Source organism: [Pseudomonas] carboxydohydrogena, assembly GCF_029030725.1.
In the GTDB taxonomy this organism is placed as follows: Bacteria; Pseudomonadota; Alphaproteobacteria; order Rhizobiales; family Xanthobacteraceae; genus Afipia; species Afipia carboxydohydrogena.
In genome coordinates this window covers 958,529-976,483 of sequence record NZ_CP113162.1, presented here as the reverse complement: position 1 = coordinate 976,483, position 17,955 = coordinate 958,529, and the positions used below count along the sequence as shown (strand labels likewise).

The following is a 17,955-nucleotide window of genomic DNA, read 5'->3' as shown; positions in this document are numbered from 1 at the left end:
TGGATCAATGCGATGCTCAACAGTCTCGACCTCGAAGGACCGCCGTCCGGCACGCGCGTGGTCGTCGCCATGTCCGGTGGCGTCGACTCCTCGACCACGGCCGCCCTGTTGAAGGCCGAGGGCTACGATGTCATCGGCATCACGCTGCAACTTTACGATCATGGCGCCGCCACCCACCGCAAGGGCGCCTGCTGCGCGGGACAGGACATCCACGACGCGCGCGACGTCGCCGAACGCATCGGCATTCCGCATTACGTGCTCGATTATGAGAGCCGTTTCCGTGAATCGGTGATCGACCGCTTCGCGGAAAGCTATGTGCTGGGCGAAACGCCGGTGCCGTGCATCGAGTGCAACCGTTCCGTCAAATTCCGCGACCTGCTCACGACTGCCCGCGAACTCGGCGCCAAGGCGCTCGCCACCGGCCATTACGTCGCCTCGCGGCGGCAGGCTGACGGCTCGCGCGCCATGGTCTGCGCCGCCGATGCCGACCGCGACCAGAGCTATTTCCTGTTCGCGACGACGCAGGACCAGCTCAACGATTTGCGCTTCCCGCTCGGCGACATGACCAAGGCCCAGACGCGCGAACTGGCGCGTCGCTTCGATCTGCCGGTTGCCGAGAAGCACGACAGCCAGGACATCTGTTTCGTGCCGACCGGCCGCTACACCGACGTGATCGAGCGCATGAAGCCGAATGCGCTGCAACCGGGAGATATCGTCGATCTGCGCGGCCGCGTTCTCGGCCATCATCAGGGTATCGTGAATTTCACGATCGGCCAGCGCCGTGGCATCGGCATCGCCGCCGCCGAACCGCTTTATGTCGTGGCACTCGACGCCGCATCGCGACGGGTGATCGTCGGTCCGCGCGCGGCGCTGCGCAAAAGCATCATCACGCTGCGCGACATCAACTGGATCGGCGACGGCTCGTTCGAGCATGCCGCGAATGAAGGCCGCGACCTCTACATCAAGGTGCGCTCGACCCGTCCACCCCAGCCTGCCCATCTGCGGATGAACGGCGACCATTGCGAAGTCGAGTTGCTCGCGGGCGAGGAAGGCATCTCGCCGGGACAAGCCTGCGTATTCTACGACGCACCGGACGGACAGGCGCGCGTACTCGGCGGCGGCTTCATCACCCACGCCTTCAATCACGGCGACGCCGTGGATTCCCATCATCTCGCGGCCTCCGCCGCGCTCTAGGATCATCGGCACATCGTGGCTAACGACATCGATCGCGCCGGAGTGGCGAAGGCTTACGCCGCCTGGGCGCCCATCTACGATCTCGTCTTCGGGCAAGTCTTCGATGCCGGGCGCAAAGCCACGATCGCGCTGGCCGACCGGATCGGCGGCCGCGTTCTCGATGTCGGCATCGGCACCGGCCTGTCGCTGACCGACTATTCACGCACCACGAAAATCTGCGGCGTCGATATTTCCGAGCCGATGCTGCGCAAGGCGCGCGAGCGCGCACGCACGCTCAATTTGACCAATGTCGAAGCCCTGTCGGTGATGGACGCCAAACATCTGGCGTTCGCGGACGGCACCTTCGACGCCGTGGTCGCGCAATATGTCGTCACCGCCGTGCCGGAGCCGGAGGCCACGCTTGACGATTTCGTGCGCGTGCTGAAACCCGGCGGCGAGCTTATTCTCGTCAATCACATCGGCGCGGAAAGCGGCCCGCGCAAATTGTTCGAACTGGCGTTCTCGCCAATCGCGCGCCGTCTCGGCTGGCGGCCCGAGTTCCCGTGGGCGCGCCTCGTCAACTGGGCCGCACGCCACGGCGGCGTGGATCTGATCGAACGGCGGCCGATGCCGCCGATGGGACATTTCTCCCTGATCCGCTACCGCAAGCACTAATCCTCCGCCGACCGCCCGTACTCAGGAACATGCCTTCGCCTGGGCCGTTCAGCCTTCATGCGGATGACAACCACTCTTGCTGTGACGATCTGTGCGCTGATGGCTGCGCCCGCAGCGGTGCTGGCTCAGGCCGCCCCGGCGCCTGCGACACCGCAAGCGCCGATAGCACCGAGCAATACCGATCGCCCGGCGACGAAATGTGCGCCCACGCAGGTCGCGCCCGGAGAGAGTGGCGTTCAGCCATCGAACCCGAAAAATCAAGCCGGCAAACCCCTCGGCGATACGCTGGCGAAATCGGATGGCGTGCTGTGCCCTCCGCCCGGCATCGATCCCGAGATGCATGCGCCGACACCGAACCCGCCCGGCGGTTCCATGCCGGTGATTCCGCCACCCGGAAGTCCGGGCGGCGATCCCAACGTGCGGCCGAAATGATGCGTTTTCGGAGCTTTCTCTTGCTTGACAGCCATTTGGCTCCCTCTTTATATGCGCCATTCGCGAGTGGCCGGTCATATCGGCCATGCGGATTTTGGCGAGGTAGCTCAGCTGGTTAGAGCACGGGAATCATAATCCTGGGGTCGGGGGTTCGAGTCCCTCTCTCGCTACCAAAAGCCTTCCGTTGCACCGATCAGCACCTTCGATCGTGCTACGCATGAGAAAACATCGTCGCATAGATGGTCGAGGCGCCTATACCGACCGTCACCATCCCCACAGCTACCTGCAAGGTACGATTTGCCCAGGTCAACGATCGCGCGGAAATCGCCAATGGCACGGCGATAACGGCCGACAGCGCACCCATGCCGATCATCGATCCGAGGCCAAATAAAACCAGATAGAGCAGCCCATAAACCGGATTGCTCACCTGCGACATTGCGATAACGAGTAGTGCCGCCGAGCCTGCCATGCCGTGAATCAAACCAACAAGCAATGTCCGCCAGCGGAATCCGTGTTCATGCGCATGCGCGCTTCGTTCATGCGGCATGGATTCCCCACGATGGCTGTGAGCATGAAAGTGCACAGCCCCATCATGAATGTGGCCATGGAAATGTATCCGATCACGCCAAAGCTGCCACAACACGTACACGCCCATGATAACCAGCATGACGCCGACCGCAAATTCCAGCCGTTCAGCGAGATGATCCGAAATCATCTGCCCGAGCAATAGAGCTGCCCCAGCAAATAAAGACAGCGTTATGGTATGGCCAATACCCCAGGTCAGACCGTGCTTGACGATGTCGCGGACACTGGAGCGGCGGGCGGCGATGCTCGACACCGCGGCGATATGATCAGCCTCGAGCGCATGATGCATCCCGAGCAGAAAACCAAGCGTCAGGATTCCGAACATGCGCCCCCCAAAGTCAGCGTTTCAACACTGTCAGCGCAGAAACGCGGACCCGCGACGATAGTCTCGCACCCCCGCAAAGATACGTCCGTGAGCCGCACATAGCTTTGCAGCGTCCTGCGCCAGAAAGTCACGTTGGGATTGCGGGAACGTCGTACCGACTTCGATGACGATGCCTGTGGCCGTGGTGCGGCATCGAATATCGGCAGTAACAGGCGCGAGCGAAGCAGCCCTGTTCTCCATCATTTCGATGAAAGCCAGATCATCCGGATTAATCGCTATGCCGGTTTCAACACGGCTGGCAAGGCATGGCTGCGCCGGAAGCTCGGCAAGATCGGTCAATCCATACCTTTCCGCCAAGCTATAGATGACTGCCTTACCCAGACCGGCTTCAACATAAGGATGGACCACCGCACGCTCTGATGCAGCTTTCAGCCCCGGGCGGAAATCGCCGAGGTCGTCGATGTTGGTTCCCGATGCGATTTGGAAGGACGTCGCATCGCGAATACGATCGTACAGATTGGATTTGCAGTAATAGCAACGGTTAACCGGGTTGGCGCGATAATTTGGGTCGTCGAATTCACCCGCATCGAGCCAGACGACATTCCAGCCCTCGCAGTCCGCGTAACGCCTGATACGAGCCGTCGCGGCCTGCGGCACAGCAGGCGAGACCGCATGCATCATCACTGCCTTCGTGCGAGAGAAGCGATGCGCGACGTAGGCAAGGACCATACTGTCAATGCCGCCGCTCACCGCAATCGCGATCTCGTTATATCTGTCCAGCACCGACACCAAGGCGGCTTCGTTAGCGAATGCCTTCATTCCTGATTTCGCTCCGCTTTGGCCTTGAGAGCCCGGCGCTTTTCAAGCCCGGAATGCGGGGCCACATCGTCGCTCTCCGTTTTTCGGCTCAAGGAGCCGTCAGGGCGTTTCACTTCCTTGACACGCAAAATGCCTTCCTCCTGCGGAACAGAGTCGGATTTGCGGAATAGGCAGGCGCGCTGCTCGAGATGCCAACGCAGACCGATCGTCGAGGTTTCCGTGAAAATCTGCCGGTTGATCTCATCAAGCCTGTCAGGTTGCGCCAAAACGCGGAACGACGTCGCAACACGGCCCTTCTTTCCGGTTCGCTGCCCGGTTGTGACGTCGATCACGCCGTCCACCTGACGAATCCTGTCGGCCGCGACCTGAATCTCCTCCCCGGTCATGTCGTCAATATCGAAATTGATCGTCGCGACCACCATGCTCTCTGCCTGCGTGCCCGCTTCAAAAACAAGTACGCGCAAAATGTTCGGCAGTTTCTCGAATTCACGCGTCCCCGCGCCGATACCCGTCGATATCAGTCGCCCCTCCGGCAACTGGGTCGCAGGCATACCGATCAGGTGCTTCAGGATGGCAGCACCGGTCGGCGTAATGCGTTCGCCCGAAACGCCATCGTTGCGCCATTGGAAATCCTTGAGCAGCGCCGCAGTCGCAGGCGCGGGCACAGGCAACAGGCCATGCTGGGTCTGGATCAGGCCGCCACCCAGAGGAAGGCTGGAAACCGACCATCGCGCGCCATCGAGGGCCGCGATGATCGTACCCGCCGCGACCACATCCATGATCGAATCCCAACCCGCGATTTCATGGAAATGCACGCGATCGATTTCGATCTGATGGATATGAGCCTCCGCTTCAGCCAAAAGGCGCAGGATTCCGAGAGCCTGCACACGGACGTTCGGAGCAAGACTGGCCGCCTCGATCAGGCGGACGATTTCAAGATAGGAGCCTGCGCCATGGTGATGGTCGTGATGGTCCGCCGGCACATGGCTTGGTTGCAGGGTTTCGACATCATGACTATGGCGACCCGCCGCATGATGAGAATGACCATGCGCGTGGCCGTGGTGAGGGTGAGCAGCCTTCTGGTCAATAGACGCGAGCGAAAACCGCAACGCCCGGATCGCCCCGCTCTTGCCCTCCGAAAACACAGGCGCGCCGCAACTCGCGGGAACGACGGCCAACGTATTCCTGAGAATCGCGTCTTTCAGCTTCGGGAAAGCATCCGCCATTCCCGCAGCGAAGATGTCGCCGGCGATTCCGCCGACGACATCGAGATGAATATGCAGCCGTTCAGACACTCAGTTCGCGCCCTTGATGTTGTAGGCCACCGGAAAATAAAGGTCCTTCCAGGATTCAGGCTTTTGCTTGACGATGCCGCGATCGTACATGAAGGAGACGAACTTCATCGTTCCCGACGGCACGTTGGAAAAGATGATTTCCGGATTCTTCAGAAGGCTCAACACCTCCTCATAGGTCGAGCTCTTGTCGCCGCTATGCTCGACATAGAACTTCGCGGCGCCCTCCTTGTTGTTGTTGATGTATGCAATCGCCTCGTTGAGCGCCGCAAGCACGGCCTTCACCGTTTTCGGATTCTGATCGTAGAAATCCTGGCGCGTCCCGATCACGACGATGGTCGCCGGGCCGCCCATGATGTCGTAGGAGCTGAAAACACGGTGCACGCCCGGGTGCTTCAATTCAGCTTCCTGATACGGCGAGAAGGCAAGATGACTGTTCACCGCACCGGATTTAGAAAACAGGGCCGCCATCGCGTCCGGATGGTTCATCGTCACCGTCAGCGAGTCGAGCTTGGTGGGATCGCCCAGTTCCTTCTGGGCCGCCATGCCGAGCACGATGGCCTGCGGCGAGACGCGCACGGCCGGCAGAGCTATCTTGTCGGCCGGCGTGAAGTCCTTCAGCGACTTGATGTTCGGATTGATCGTATTGAGATACATCGGGAAGGCATTCACGGCGGACAATGCCTTTACCTTTCCCTTCGACGCGCTCCACAATGTGGCAATACCCGTCAATCCGCCGCTGGTGAAATCGACGCTTCCCGACAGTAGCGCGTCATTCATTGCCGCCGATCCGGCGAGCTGAAAATACTTCGTGGCCGTGGCGCCGAGACCTTCTTCCTTGAGATGCTTCTCGACCAGCTTCTTGTCGCGCATCAGCATCACGTGCAGATGCCCGAGGCCATATTGCATGGCGATCTTGACCTCGCTGACTTCCGCCGCCGCCGGCGCGGTCAGGCTGGCGAGCATGATCCCACTTGCGAATATCAGTCCACTTAGTCCAGTCACCGCTTTCGCTCGAGACATATCCTCTCCTCCTCTGTCGATTTGTTATTTTGACAAATTTCACTCCCTGACAGCTGCTTCAAGCAGCATTCGATATTGCGGAGCTTTCGTATCGCGCAGCACGCGCAACGCGATACAGGCCGCTCCGAAGCCATTATCGATATTCACGACGGCCAGACCGGCGGCGCAGCTCGCCAGACAGGCATTCATCGCCGTGCGTCCGTTATCGGACGCGCCATACCCCACCGAGGTCGGCACCGCGATCACGGCGCCTGGGACGAGACCGCCGACCACGCTTGGCAATGCGCCGTCCATTCCGGCAGCCACGATGACGATCCTGCTCGCGCGGATGGCGTCGATCCGCTCCATCAGCCGCCACAGGCCAGCCACGCCGACATCGGAAATCTCGGACGCCCCAATACCGAAATACTGCAATGTACGGATCGCTTCATGCGCCACGGGAATGTCCGAACTTCCCGCACTCACAACACTCACCTCGGCATGCGAGGGAACGAAAAGCTCGGCGGCGAAGAAACCCGTGCGCGAAACCGGATCATAATCGATATTCTTTCGCAATTTCTCCGGCAAGGCCGCAAGTTTGACATCCGTCAACCGGGTCAGAAGCAGCGGACGTTCCGCCTCGACGGCCGTTTGCAGGATGTAGCCAATCTGCTCCACGCTCTTCCATTCGCAAAGCACCGCCTCGTCGAATCCGATCCGTTCACGCCGCTGAAAATCGAGCTTGACCTGATCTGACAGCATGGGATCTCTCCGTTAGCGAACTATCGCGGCACATCGAACTTGATGCGGGGCTTGCTCCAGAAGGTCGGAGCAACCACCGTCCGGGGATTTGCACCGACGTATTTTTTCGCAATCTGCCACGCTTCGTCGAAATTGCGTGCCGGGGTAAGGCCCAGCGCACGGAATGCACCCGGGTTTGGCGTACCCGCCATGATGACCGCACCGGCTCGCTTCAGCAGGTACTCGTTCTCATAGAACAGCCAAAAGGCATGCAGCGGCGGGTAGCCGTAACCGTGCGTATATTTGTGCCGGAAGTCAGGGCGATGATCGAATTCATCCTCGTGATCGACCATGTCCCGCGAAGAGAAATAGCGCGCGTAGAGATCGATGGCCGGCTGATATGACGGAAAGCGGTCGGCATCGATATGGCCGTTCGCCGGAGAGCACGCGATAACGACTCCTCCCTCACGCAAAACCGGCGCCTCCGGGCAATAACGCGGGGGCACCGTCGCGCCAACAGTCGCGATCAGGGTATTGTTCGAACTGCCGTAAGAATAGCTCGCAGGCAGCCCCACGATCAGTACATCCGCTTCCGGTGTTGGGCGGCGAACGTATTTCTCAGCCAATTCCCATGCAGGAGGCTTAACTCCATCCGCGTAGCCCGCAAAAATGCCTGCCATGCGCCCGCCGCTGCCATTGAAGGAGTTGATATAGAAAACCTTCCGGCCAAGAGCCTCGTCGAGATAATCTGTCATCTCTTCCTTGACACTCGGAATACGCTTGCGCGGCGCGGCCGCAGCCTTTTTCTCCGCGTTGACCTTGACGGCTGGCTCCGGAATGCCATGGAAACTGTGGTGGGACGCGATACTGCGTGTCGATGCCAGGCCGACAGCAACGCCTGTCCCGGTATAACTGCGCCACGCGCCGGCGGCGACGTTTCCCTGATAGATCATCAGATCCGCATTGACGAAATGCTTGTTCATCTCGACATAGCGGCCGCCATCCGTGATGCCGAAATACTGTAACTGCTCCTGATCGGTGCAATCGTGGTTGAGAATCTGTCCCGTGCCCCAGAACGTGCCGAAAATCTCCGGACCGAGATGATTGGCCAGTTCCGCCCGCGTATTCTTGCGATGATTGCTACAGGCGTTCACGAACACAATGTCGCGCTGTTTCACCCCTTTCGCGAGAAGCTCCTCGACGATGATCGGCAGGATGGTTCGCGGGGGCGTGTTTGGCCTGGTGATGTCATCAAACCCGATCGCGACCCGCATGCCGGGCTTGATCAATTCAGCCAGCGGCGGAGAGCTGTACGGCTTCGCCAGCGTCTCGCGTATGGAGGCCGCGGGGTCTTGCAGAAATGGCGGATCCTCAAACTCGACGACCGATGCATGATCGGGGACATCAATATTGAGCTTTTTGTCGCCAAAATCGACGGCTACGCTTTTTGTGCTCATGCGTTCCTCTTGCTGGCAACTGGCTCGATCCCGTCTTCGAAATACGGCAGCAACGCCCGGCGAATGAACTTCCCGATCGGATTACGCGGCAGTTCATCAACGAAGGCAATGCGAGCCGGCACCTTGAAAGAGGCAAGGTACTCGCCGCAGTGCCGGATCAGCTCGCTTTCCGTCACGTCGCCCCGCTTGACGACGCAGGCCGCGACGACTTCGCCATAGATGCGGTCAGGAATTCCGACCGCCGCCGCTTCCCGCACCGCCGGATGCCGCGCGATGATCTGCTCGACTTCAAGCGGCGAAATATTTTCACCGCCGCGAATGATCGTTTCTTTTTTCCGGCCAACGATGAAAATGTAGCCATCCTCATCAACCTTCGCCAGATCTCCAGACCTCACCCAGCCGCCTCTGATGGTCGCAGCCGTCGCATCGGGATCCTTGTAATAGCCCTTCATCACAGTCGGGCCACGGATTTCGATCTCACCTGTTGCGCCTGCTGGCAGTTCCTGTCCCTGAGCATCGACAATGCGGATTTCGCTCGGCGGCAACGGCCTTCCGATGGACCCGGGTTTGCGCGGACCGCGAAGCGGATTCATCACATTGATGGATGTGGTCTCCGTCAGACCGTAAGTCTCGATAAGCAAATCCTGTCCGAAACGGGCGTGAAACCGGTCCGACAGATCCACCGAGGTGGGCGCGGACGCCACCTTGACGAACTCAAGTTTCGGGTAACCGGTCTTTCCGGTCGCGTCTTCCAGCAGAATGCTCAAGATGGTCGGCGAGGCACTGAAGCTGTTCACTTCGTAGCGTTCGCAAAGATCCCACAGGCTGGAAGCGCTGAAGCGCTTGCACAGCGCGACCGACGCGCCGGACAACAGATACGGCAGCGTGCTGAACATCAGCGCGTTGGTGTGCGACAGCGACATGATACATAGCGTCCGATCGGATGGCCTGAGACGAAAACCACCAGCCACAGCCGAGATGCCTGACGCGACATTATCATGCGTCAGCATTACGCCTTTCGGCCGCCCCGTCGTGCCGGATGTATAGAGAAGCAGCGCCACATCGTTCGGGCTCACTTCAGGATTAACCGCCTCCGATGAAAAAGAATCCAGATCGGGAACGGCCGCATTCTTCAAAACACCCGGCTTGCCAAAACAAACCACACGAACATCGCTGATGCTCTTCAATGCTTCCGCAAGTGTCGCCGCGTAGGATTCTCCGACAACCACGATCTTGCTGCCCGCATGGCTGACAATATAGGCGATCTCATCCGCGGTCAGCCTGTCGTGAAGAGGGTTGGTAATGATGCCGGTCCTGAAACCGGCAATATAGGCCGCAACCAACAGAGGATCGTTGCCCAGCAAATAGGAAACGGTTTCTCCGGCCTTGACGCCGAAAGAGAGAAGCATTCGCGCGAAGCGATTCGAGAGAGATTCCAATTCTCCGTAAGAGTACGCCCGATCTTCAAACAGCACCGCCGTCGAAGCTGGATCGTGTTTGAGAAGAATCTCACCAAGCTGCATCTTCACCATCCAACATATGTTCTCAAAAGCGTCGCATTGCCTTCAGCAATTTTAGATGAGAGATCACGCGGCCGCATTTGCAGGATTTTAGATTCCAAACGAACCTCATTGACGTTCTATATATTGAAACGCCGTATTAAATTTTGAGTACAACAAATGGGGAAGTCAATATCCGACGCAGGCTGCGTGCGTCAGCGGATTTTCTGGATGTTGAGACGGGAGATCGCAATTCGGCCGCGATGAAGAACCACGGCCGGATCGGAGGTTCCGAGTCCCCCCTCTCGCCACCAACCTTTGCGCGACAATTTTCCAGTTTCCTCGCGATCAGCCTCACGCGCTTTTCCATATCCGCAACTTCACACACGCACCGCACACGCCGGCGATGCCGCAAACATGCAGGCTGAAAACTGGCACTGCCGTGCCGAAAGTGCCGCCCGCGCGCATTTGCATCCGGCGGTCGATCGGGCATATGATCTGCGGACGTTTTGTCACTCTCCGCTCCGCGTAGTGCGCGGAATGCAGGTGAGGCTGCCGCTGCGCGGCGCAATCCGCAGGAGATCTATGACAATGAATGCCCCCATCGTGCGTCTGACGAGTCTTGCTCATGGTGGCGGGTGCGGCTGCAAGCTCGCGCCCGCCATGCTTCAGGAGCTGCTGGCTAACCAGCCCGCCGCTGCACCGTTCCGTCAACTGCTGGTCGGTGTCGAAACCGGCGATGACGCCGCGGTATGGAAAGTCGACGACTCCACCTGCGTGGTTGCCACCACGGACTTCTTCATGCCGGTCGTGGACGACCCCTTTGACTTTGGCCGGATTGCCGCCACCAACGCAATCTCCGACATTTATGCCATGGGCGCGAAGCCGATCATGGCGCTCGCAATCCTCGGCATGCCGCTCAACAAGATCACGGTTGATGACGTGCGCAAGATCATCGCGGGCGGCAACGCCGTCTGTGCGAGCGCCGGAATTCCCGTCGCCGGCGGCCACTCCATCGACGCGCCGGAGCCGATCTACGGCCTTGCCGTCATCGGCCTTTGCCGCCCCGATCAGGTACGCCGCAACGCCGACGCCAAACCCGGCGACGCGCTGATTCTGACCAAGGCCATTGGCGTCGGCATTTATTCCGCCGCGATCAAGAAGGCCGAGCTATCCGGTCAGGGTTATGCTGAAATGGTTGCTTCAACCACGCAGCTTAATCGCATCGGCGGCGAGCTTGCCGACGACAAGACCGTTCACGCCATCACCGACGTCACGGGTTTCGGGCTGCTCGGCCACGCGCTGGAGCTTGCACGCGGCTCGAAACTCACCGTCACGCTGAAGGCCGGCGACGTGCCGCTGTTCGCGCAAGCCGCACAGCTTGCGCAGAAGGGCTACATCACCGGCGCATCGACGCGAAACTGGGCAAGTTATGGCGATGCGGTCCGCTTGCCTGAAGGTTTGCCCGACTGGCAGCGCAACCTGCTGGTCGATCCTCAGACGTCAGGTGGGCTGCTGATCTCTTGCGCCGCCGATCGCGCGCAAGCGCTCCTCGCGACGATTCAACAGGCAGGCTACGATGCCGCGCGGATTGTCGGTCATACCGAAGCGGGCCCCGCCGAGGTGCGCGTCACAGCGTGAATCGCGGCTTATACGGGCCGACTAGTTCGTCATCCTGCAAAAAAATGGATTGCCGGGCCAGACCCGGCAATGACGAACGGTCCATGCCGTCAATTCGCCGTCGCGGGCTCGACCTTCATGCGACGACCCCAATTATCGAAAAAGTGTCCTTCATTGACCACCATGCGGTCTTCATTGACGCGATCCTCCAGCACACGCAGTTCCTCTGCCGCGCGGCGATCCTCGATCGGGCCTCCATCTTCGTCACTGACCGGCATGATCATAACGCCATCCCACGCAACACCGGCCCCGCGCATCAGCATGCTGAACTGATGCCAGTCAAGCTCGTCGCCGATCATATGCGTAAAGGTCGAGCGCAGCGGCAACACGCTGAGATTTGCCGTCGAAACCAGCAGGATCAGTGCGGTGAAGCCATTCCTGCGCCGATACTCCTTGACGATCCAGTCGTCGAACAAGGCATCATCGAGCTTCTCCCGGTGCCCCCTAGCAGATTTCGACAAGCGGCAGCTCCACGATTTCTCGTTCAAGCACGCTGAGGAACGAGCCGTTGCGCGCCTTGCCGAACCAATTCTCGAACTCGTTCAGCTGCTCTCTAATATCGACCGGCTTCTCTTCCGGCTTCGCATCGCCATTCGCCTGATCTTCGCTTCCGGCCTGCTTCATCTGCCAGCAGGCGCGAATGACCGGCTGGAATTTCTCCAGCGATTCTTGCTGGGACTCGTTTTCGGCCGACCAGCCCACTTCCCGCAGGAAGGCCGCCGAACCTCTGACGATGGCATCATCCTCGGTCTCGCAATCCTGAATCGCCGCGACGACCGTCCGCATGAGATTAAGCCTGCGGAAACCGAAGGCGCGCTCGTTTGCAAGCTCATTGAGGCGAACGGCGATTTCGCGGCGATAATTTTCTTCGTTCACGCTCGCTTCATGCGCGGAGCGCTCGAAACCATCGAGAAATGCGGAAAGCTGCTGCGTCGTCATCACACACCCAATTTCGGTGAGAGAGGATTTGGCGGAAGAGAATGGGAGTCGAACCCACCAAGAACCGTCTCGCGGCCCTTCCCGGATTTGAAGTCCGGACGCCCCACCGGGAACGATGCTCTTCCGTTAAGCTCTATCTTCGCAACCTTTGCCGACGCTGACAATTCATCAGACGATCTGCCGAAAAGGTCAAGCCGGTGCTTATTGACACGGCGCAAATCACCATGGCGAATAGTGACGCCGTGCCGGTCGAAGAATTCGAGAATCTGTATCGCAACCTTGCGGCCATTGTCGAGGCGGTCGCGTAGTTGTGCCGCAGTAAAATAACCGTCTGGCGCCGCGGCGGCTACGGACGTCATGATCTGAACAATTTCGGCGACGGTTTCACGCAGGAAGAAATGATCGTGAGCAACCTCATCGACCTTGCCCATGCGGCCGATCAGCTTGAAAACCCGCCTCACCTCAGGCTCGGAGATGCCCGTATAGCCTGCGATATCGCGTACGCGCGGCGGCCGGAAGCGCACTTCGCCGCCAATATAATGGGCGACCTTGCCCCAAACCACCTCATCGGCCGGAGACAGCCGCACCTCATGGCCCGGCAGGCGAACCCATGCGCCATCGAGCGCCACCTCCTTGTTGCGCGCGAGGCCCTGCAACAGGGCGACAAAGACTGGCGTCGCAAGTCGCGGCTCGAGTTGCAGCCGCAGGCGCTCAAGCCCCATTCCGGGGAGGTTCGGATGGTCCGCGTGAAAAGCCGTGAGTGTGGCGTTGATCGCATTCTTCAGGCGAAGCCATGCCGCCGGTGCGATCACATACTCCGCTTTCGGAGTTGGCAGACGTAGCAGGCTGAGGCGCTGGATCATCGCCTCGCGTTCGCTTGCCGACAGCGCGCGGTCGCGCACGAAAGCGGTGAAATCGATATAACCGGTAACCGCGAGCATCGCCCACAGGCTTTTATCGGCATCGGCAATCGCGCCCGCTTCGAGCTGGGCGATCCGCTCCGGCGTACGCCGCTTGCGTGCGGGGGCGCGTAAATCCACGAGCACGCCGCCGCCGATGGTGCGTTGTGCCGTGGTGTCGCGAAGCACGAACCGGTCCCCCGCCGCAGCAGCAATCGGCTCATCCATCACGAGCTGGACAAAGGCTTCACCGCCCGGCGGCACCGGATCGTCGCCCAGCAGCACCACTCGCGCACCAATCTCGGCCGCGGCGTGATGCAGCCGCACCGGCATCCATTGGGTGACAGACCGCGTTTCCGAGGAAAGTACCTGCAATTTCGTATCGATCCGGTTGGCCGGCGCATGCAGCATGGGATCGAGCACCACGTCGCCGCGACTGATCGCATCCTTGCTGATCTGATCGCCCGCAAGATTGAGCGCGCAGCGATCCCCTGCCTGCCCGTGCTCCGCGGTGCGATTCTGCACATGGATGGCCCGCACACGCGCCATCCGCCCCGACGGACTGATAACGACCTGATCTCCTACCGCAACGCCGCCGGAGAGCACGGTTCCCGTCACCACGGTGCCCGCACCGGACAATGTGAACGAACGATCGACCGCGAGGCGGAAACGTCCCTGCGCCGAGCGGCCGGACCATGCCGCCGCCGCCGCGAAAAGATGCGCGCGCAATTCCGCGATGCCTGCCCCGGTCGCGCTGGACACCGCGAACATCGGCGCATCGTGCAGCGCCGTTGGCGCCAGCAAATTCGAGATCTCGACCTGAACCTCGGCGAGGCGCTCGGCGTCCACCATATCCGACTTTGTAATCGCGACCGCGCCGGCGTGGATGCCGAGCAGATTGATGATCGCCAGATGTTCGATGGTCTGCGGCATGACGCCGTCATCGGCGGCAATCACCAGCAGCGCGAAATCGATTCCGGTCGCACCGGCGAGCATGTTGTGAACGAAGCGTTCGTGCCCCGGCACGTCGATAAAACCAAGAATGCCGCCCCCCGGCATCGCCAGATAGGCAAAACCGAGATCGACCGATATGCCGCGCGCCTTCTCTTCTTTCAGGCGATCGGTATCGACGCCCGTCAGCGCCCGCACCAGCGAGGTCTTGCCATGATCGATATGCCCTGCGGTGCCGACAATCATCACGCAGACTCCGGCAATGGAAGATCCGCAAGCTTTTTGGCGCGTTCGATCTCCGCAACCGACAATGCCGCGAATGTCGGATGAATGAAGGGTTCCGCGAGCGCACTGGCACCGGCCTGCGCCCGCAGCAACCACATCAACGCCGCGACGCCGTCGCGCGGTACCCCGGCGCCGAGTTGATAGGCCGCGCCGAGCATCGCCTGCGCATCGGCGTCGCCAAGCGCCGCCGCCTTGTCCCACCAGCGCGCGGCCGCAGCCGCATCACGTTCAACGCCAAGCGCGTTGTGATACATCATGCCGAGCCGCGTCATTGCGGGCACAATGCCCTGTGCGGCCGCAGCTTCCGCCCAGCGCTTCGCGTCCGAGATGTCGCCGGGGATCATCTCACCCTCGACCAGCATCCATGACAGCATGTCTTGCGCGGGTCCGTCGCCTGCTTCCGCGGCGACCCGGTAGAGTTCGGCGGCCCGGACGGCATTGACCTCGACGCCCTCACCCCTGAAGTAAACATCGGCAAGATTGCGCTGTCCGACCGGATCACCGCCCTCGGCCGAGAGCGTCAGCCACCGCAAGGCGAGTGCGCTGTCGCGATCGACGCCAAGCCCATCGCCGAAACACTTGCCGATATTGTTCTGGGCGCGCGCCACACCTTGATGCGCCAACGGCCCCCAAATCGCCAATGCGGATTCGTAATCGTTCGCCTCGGCGGCTTCATAGGCCTGCGCCATCCGTTCGGCGACCTGCGCCTCGCCCACGGCTTCGCCCGGCGCATCCGCTCCGCGCTGTTGACGCAAATCCTCAAAGAATTTGCGCAAGCCCATCAGCGCCGCTCCTCGATATGCAACGTCGCAAGATTACGCACGAACGCCGCCTCATCTTCGAGGCAACGAAGATCCAGCACGAGAGCATCATTCTCGACATGGCCGATGACCGGCTGGTCCAGCATGCGGAGCGCAGCAGTCAGCGCCGCCAGCGCGCGACCTTTCCCGCGCGTTGCTGTCGCGCTTAGCGCAATCCCCGCACTCGGAATCACTTCGGTCGGCAACGATCCCGAACCGATCTGGCTTGCGCAGGCAATCACGTCAGCCGCGAAGCCTGGACCCACTGCCGCCGCGACAGCAGGCTTGAGGCGCGCCGCCGCCGCTTCGATGTCGGCAAGCGGGCGCGCCATCATCCGTAATGTCGGCAACCGTTCGGCCAGACGATCCGGATCGCGATAGAGCCGTAACGTCGCCTCGATCGCCGCAAGGCGAATCTTGTCGATACGCAGCGCGCGCTTCAGCGGATTGCGGTTGAGCCGCGCAATCAGCTCCCGCTTACCGACGATGAACCCCGCCTGCGGGCCGCCGAGCAGCTTGTCGCCGGAGAATGTCACGAGATCCGCGCCTTCAGCCACGGCCTCGGCCACGGTCTGCTCGTGCGTCAGCCCGTAGCGCGCCAGATCGACCAGCGTGCCGGACCCCAGGTCGTTCAGAAGCGGCACGCGACTCGCATGTGCCAATACCGAGATAGCCTTGCCGGATACCGATTTGGTGAAGCCTTCGATGCGATAGTTCGACGTATGCACCTTGAGGATCAGCCCGGTCTTCGAGCCGATCGCTGCCGCATAATCCTTCTCATGCGTGCGATTGGTAGTGCCGACTTCGACCAGCTTGGCACCGGCGCGCGCCATGATCTCCGGCATGCGGAAGGCGCCGCCGATCTCGATCAACTCGCCGCGCGAAACGATGGCCTCCTTGCCCTTGGCCAGCGTATTGAGCGCAAGCAGCACGGCGGCGGCATTGTTGTTCACAACCGTCGCGTCCTCGGCGCCGGTCAACTCGCACAGCAGGCCGCGAACAAGGCTGTCGCGCTCGCCGCGCTTGCCCTGCGCAAGATCGAATTCCAGCGCCAGCGCTTCGCGCATCGCCACCGTCGCCGCCTCAATCGCCGCTTCGGCAAGAATGGCGCGTCCGAGATTGGTATGCAGCACGGTGCCGGTAAGGTTGAACACCGGCCGCGCATTCGGGCGGGCATCGGCCTCAAGCCATGAAACTGCATCGGTGGCGATGGCTTCGGCACCGGGCGCGAGCGCCTCACCTGCCTCGATTCCGCGCCGCACGACAGCGGTCGCCTGACGTATCGCTTCCACGACACGCGCCCACCCAAAGCGGGCAACCGCCTGCCGCGCCAACGGCGTTTTCAAGATCTCGTCAACGGACGGAATTCGGCTGGAGGCGGAAATCCCTGTATCCATATCGGCCTCCCTAGTAGCCGATCAGAAACGGATTGATGCCACCGCGACGGAAGCCCAGCTCGCGCACCAGCAGATCGAGCCCCAGCGTCGCGACGTCGTCGGCAACAGGATCGAGGCGATCGTCTTTCTGCTGGTTGAGCACCTTCATATAACCATGACAGTCATCGCAGGTTTCGGCCTTGATGTTGCCGGCCCCTTCGATTTCCTGAAACAGGATTTTGCGGGTCGAACCGCAGAGCGTGCATTTGGAACGAACGTAGTTCCAAAGCGTTCCGCAAAGCGAACAGGAGCAATAACGCGCACCCGGCGTATGCGGCGAATTGACGAGCACCGTCGCGGTCGGCGCGCCGCCGCAGGACGGGCACGCACCGTCGCCCACCGATTGCAGGCTCCTGGCATCGAGCCGCGCGGCGAGACGGGTGAAATGCACCTGAAGGGCCGCAGCAAGGAAGATATGTTCGGCGATCGTTTCGACCGGAATGGCTTCTGCCAGCACATTCTCGACCATGCGTGCACGCCCGTCGGCATCAGCTTTCGTCACCTTCTCGAGCGCGATACGGGCCTGTGACGGCATATCGAGGCCGGCCGCTGCAACAAGCAGCCTGTCCAGCGTCGCCGTAAAGGCGGCATCGGCCGTGAAATGGCCCCGGTCGAGCGGCGGCATGGTGTGCTGGCGCGCGCGCTCCAGTGTTTCGGGCGCAACTGCGTCAGGCTCCGGCAAACCTTCCTGAATATCGGCCTGTGCCCGGCACAGACCGGACAGGAACCTCAAATAAGGCGCAAGCTCATGGCCTTCGGCGAGCGAGCCAAAACGCGCCGCGCGAACCAAAAACAATTGCTTTGGGTCGGGGAGCCGCACAAACGGCGGCGTCGGAATGTTGCTGACAACGGATGGATCAGGCGCAGTCGAATCGACGCTGGACATCATTAATCCTCACGAACCTCACGGGTCACGTGGTTTCACCACGACGTGGCGAGAGGTATATATCCCGCCTGGCGGAGCA

General features: G+C 60.9%; 16 protein-coding genes, 2 tRNA genes and 1 pseudogene. 5 read left to right on the top strand and 14 right to left on the bottom strand.

The genetic code is table 11. From position 1 onward, the window contains the following. Positions 1-12 precede the first annotated feature (12 nt). The 4 genes from mnmA to AFIC_RS04665 all read left to right on the top strand — a co-directional run bounded on the left by mnmA (position 13) and on the right by AFIC_RS04665 (position 2,453). Positions 13-1,194: a tRNA 2-thiouridine(34) synthase MnmA gene (mnmA, locus tag AFIC_RS04680; RefSeq protein ID WP_275247993.1), complete on the top strand. Its 1,182-nt coding sequence runs from the start codon at positions 13-15 to the stop codon at positions 1,192-1,194. Positions 1,195-1,209: 15 nt separating this feature from the next. Further along, positions 1,210-1,848 (top strand): class I SAM-dependent methyltransferase, encoded by a 639-nt coding sequence (locus tag AFIC_RS04675; protein ID WP_275247992.1) that lies wholly within the window; start codon positions 1,210-1,212, stop codon positions 1,846-1,848. Between the two features lie 63 nt (positions 1,849-1,911). Continuing rightward, positions 1,912-2,280 (top strand): hypothetical protein, encoded by a 369-nt coding sequence (locus tag AFIC_RS04670; protein WP_420833365.1) that lies wholly within the window; start codon positions 1,912-1,914, stop codon positions 2,278-2,280. Positions 2,281-2,376: 96 nt separating this feature from the next. Beyond that, positions 2,377-2,453 (top strand) — tRNA-Met (locus AFIC_RS04665). A gap of 38 nt (positions 2,454-2,491) precedes the next feature. Here the strand turns inward: AFIC_RS04665 and AFIC_RS04660 are convergent. The 7 genes from AFIC_RS04660 to AFIC_RS04630 form a co-directional block, all read right to left on the bottom strand. Beyond that, the gene (locus tag AFIC_RS04660; RefSeq protein WP_275247990.1) at positions 2,492-3,190 is read right to left on the bottom strand and encodes an urease accessory protein UreH domain-containing protein; all 699 of its coding nucleotides are present in this window, start codon (positions 3,188-3,190) and stop codon (positions 2,492-2,494) included. A 30-nt stretch (positions 3,191-3,220) separates the two neighbouring features. Continuing rightward, positions 3,221-4,009: an ATP-dependent sacrificial sulfur transferase LarE gene (gene larE / locus AFIC_RS04655; protein ID WP_275247989.1), complete on the bottom strand. Its 789-nt coding sequence runs from the start codon at positions 4,007-4,009 to the stop codon at positions 3,221-3,223. Next, a complete protein-coding gene (gene larC, locus AFIC_RS04650; protein WP_275247988.1) occupies positions 4,006-5,304 on the bottom strand; it encodes a nickel pincer cofactor biosynthesis protein LarC in 1,299 nt (432 codons plus the stop codon). Before larC ends, larE begins: the two co-directional genes overlap by 4 nt. Further along, positions 5,305-6,267: an ABC transporter substrate-binding protein gene (locus tag AFIC_RS04645; protein WP_275247987.1), complete on the bottom strand. Its 963-nt coding sequence runs from the start codon at positions 6,265-6,267 to the stop codon at positions 5,305-5,307. It lies immediately after the preceding gene. Between the two features lie 96 nt (positions 6,268-6,363). Continuing rightward, positions 6,364-7,065 carry a nickel pincer cofactor biosynthesis protein LarB gene (larB, locus tag AFIC_RS04640; protein ID WP_275247986.1) on the bottom strand — a complete coding sequence of 234 codons (702 nt, stop codon included), beginning with the start codon at positions 7,063-7,065 and terminating at the stop codon, positions 6,364-6,366. Between the two features lie 20 nt (positions 7,066-7,085). Continuing rightward, positions 7,086-8,501, bottom strand: coding sequence for a lactate racemase domain-containing protein (locus AFIC_RS04635; RefSeq protein ID WP_275247985.1), 1,416 nt, complete (start codon positions 8,499-8,501; stop codon positions 7,086-7,088). Next, positions 8,498-10,033, bottom strand: coding sequence for a class I adenylate-forming enzyme family protein (locus AFIC_RS04630; protein ID WP_275247984.1), 1,536 nt, complete (start codon positions 10,031-10,033; stop codon positions 8,498-8,500). Before AFIC_RS04630 ends, AFIC_RS04635 begins: the two co-directional genes overlap by 4 nt. Positions 10,034-10,591: 558 nt before the next feature. Between AFIC_RS04630 and selD the strand changes: the two genes are divergently transcribed. After that, a complete protein-coding gene (selD, locus tag AFIC_RS04625; protein WP_275247983.1) occupies positions 10,592-11,641 on the top strand; it encodes a selenide, water dikinase SelD in 1,050 nt (349 codons plus the stop codon). A gap of 89 nt (positions 11,642-11,730) precedes the next feature. On the opposite strand, the gene AFIC_RS04620 is transcribed toward selD, so the two are convergent. The 7 genes and pseudogenes from AFIC_RS04620 to fdhE form a co-directional block, all read right to left on the bottom strand. Next, positions 11,731-12,141 (bottom strand): hypothetical protein, encoded by a 411-nt coding sequence (locus tag AFIC_RS04620; protein WP_275247982.1) that lies wholly within the window; start codon positions 12,139-12,141, stop codon positions 11,731-11,733. After that, positions 12,125-12,619: a hypothetical protein gene (locus AFIC_RS04615; RefSeq protein ID WP_275247981.1), complete on the bottom strand. Its 495-nt coding sequence runs from the start codon at positions 12,617-12,619 to the stop codon at positions 12,125-12,127. Before AFIC_RS04615 ends, AFIC_RS04620 begins: the two co-directional genes overlap by 17 nt. 29 nt (positions 12,620-12,648) lie before the next feature. Further along, positions 12,649-12,744: transfer RNA gene (locus AFIC_RS04610), tRNA-Sec, on the bottom strand. 141 nt (positions 12,745-12,885) lie between these two features. Next, positions 12,886-14,715, bottom strand: a pseudogene (selB, locus tag AFIC_RS04605) (selenocysteine-specific translation elongation factor); the annotation flags it as partial. Then, the gene (locus AFIC_RS04600; protein ID WP_275247980.1) at positions 14,715-15,536 is read right to left on the bottom strand and encodes a tetratricopeptide repeat protein; all 822 of its coding nucleotides are present in this window, start codon (positions 15,534-15,536) and stop codon (positions 14,715-14,717) included. The gene AFIC_RS04600 and the pseudogene selB, both read right to left, overlap by 1 nt. Further along, on the bottom strand, positions 15,536-16,951 hold the full coding sequence (selA, locus tag AFIC_RS04595; RefSeq protein ID WP_275247979.1) for an L-seryl-tRNA(Sec) selenium transferase: 1,416 nt from the start codon (positions 16,949-16,951) through the stop codon (positions 15,536-15,538). The genes AFIC_RS04600 and selA overlap by 1 nt, the downstream gene beginning before the upstream one ends. A 10-nt stretch (positions 16,952-16,961) precedes the next feature. Continuing rightward, a complete protein-coding gene (gene fdhE / locus AFIC_RS04590; RefSeq protein WP_275247978.1) occupies positions 16,962-17,876 on the bottom strand; it encodes a formate dehydrogenase accessory protein FdhE in 915 nt (304 codons plus the stop codon). Between the last annotated feature and the right edge of the window lie 79 nt (positions 17,877-17,955).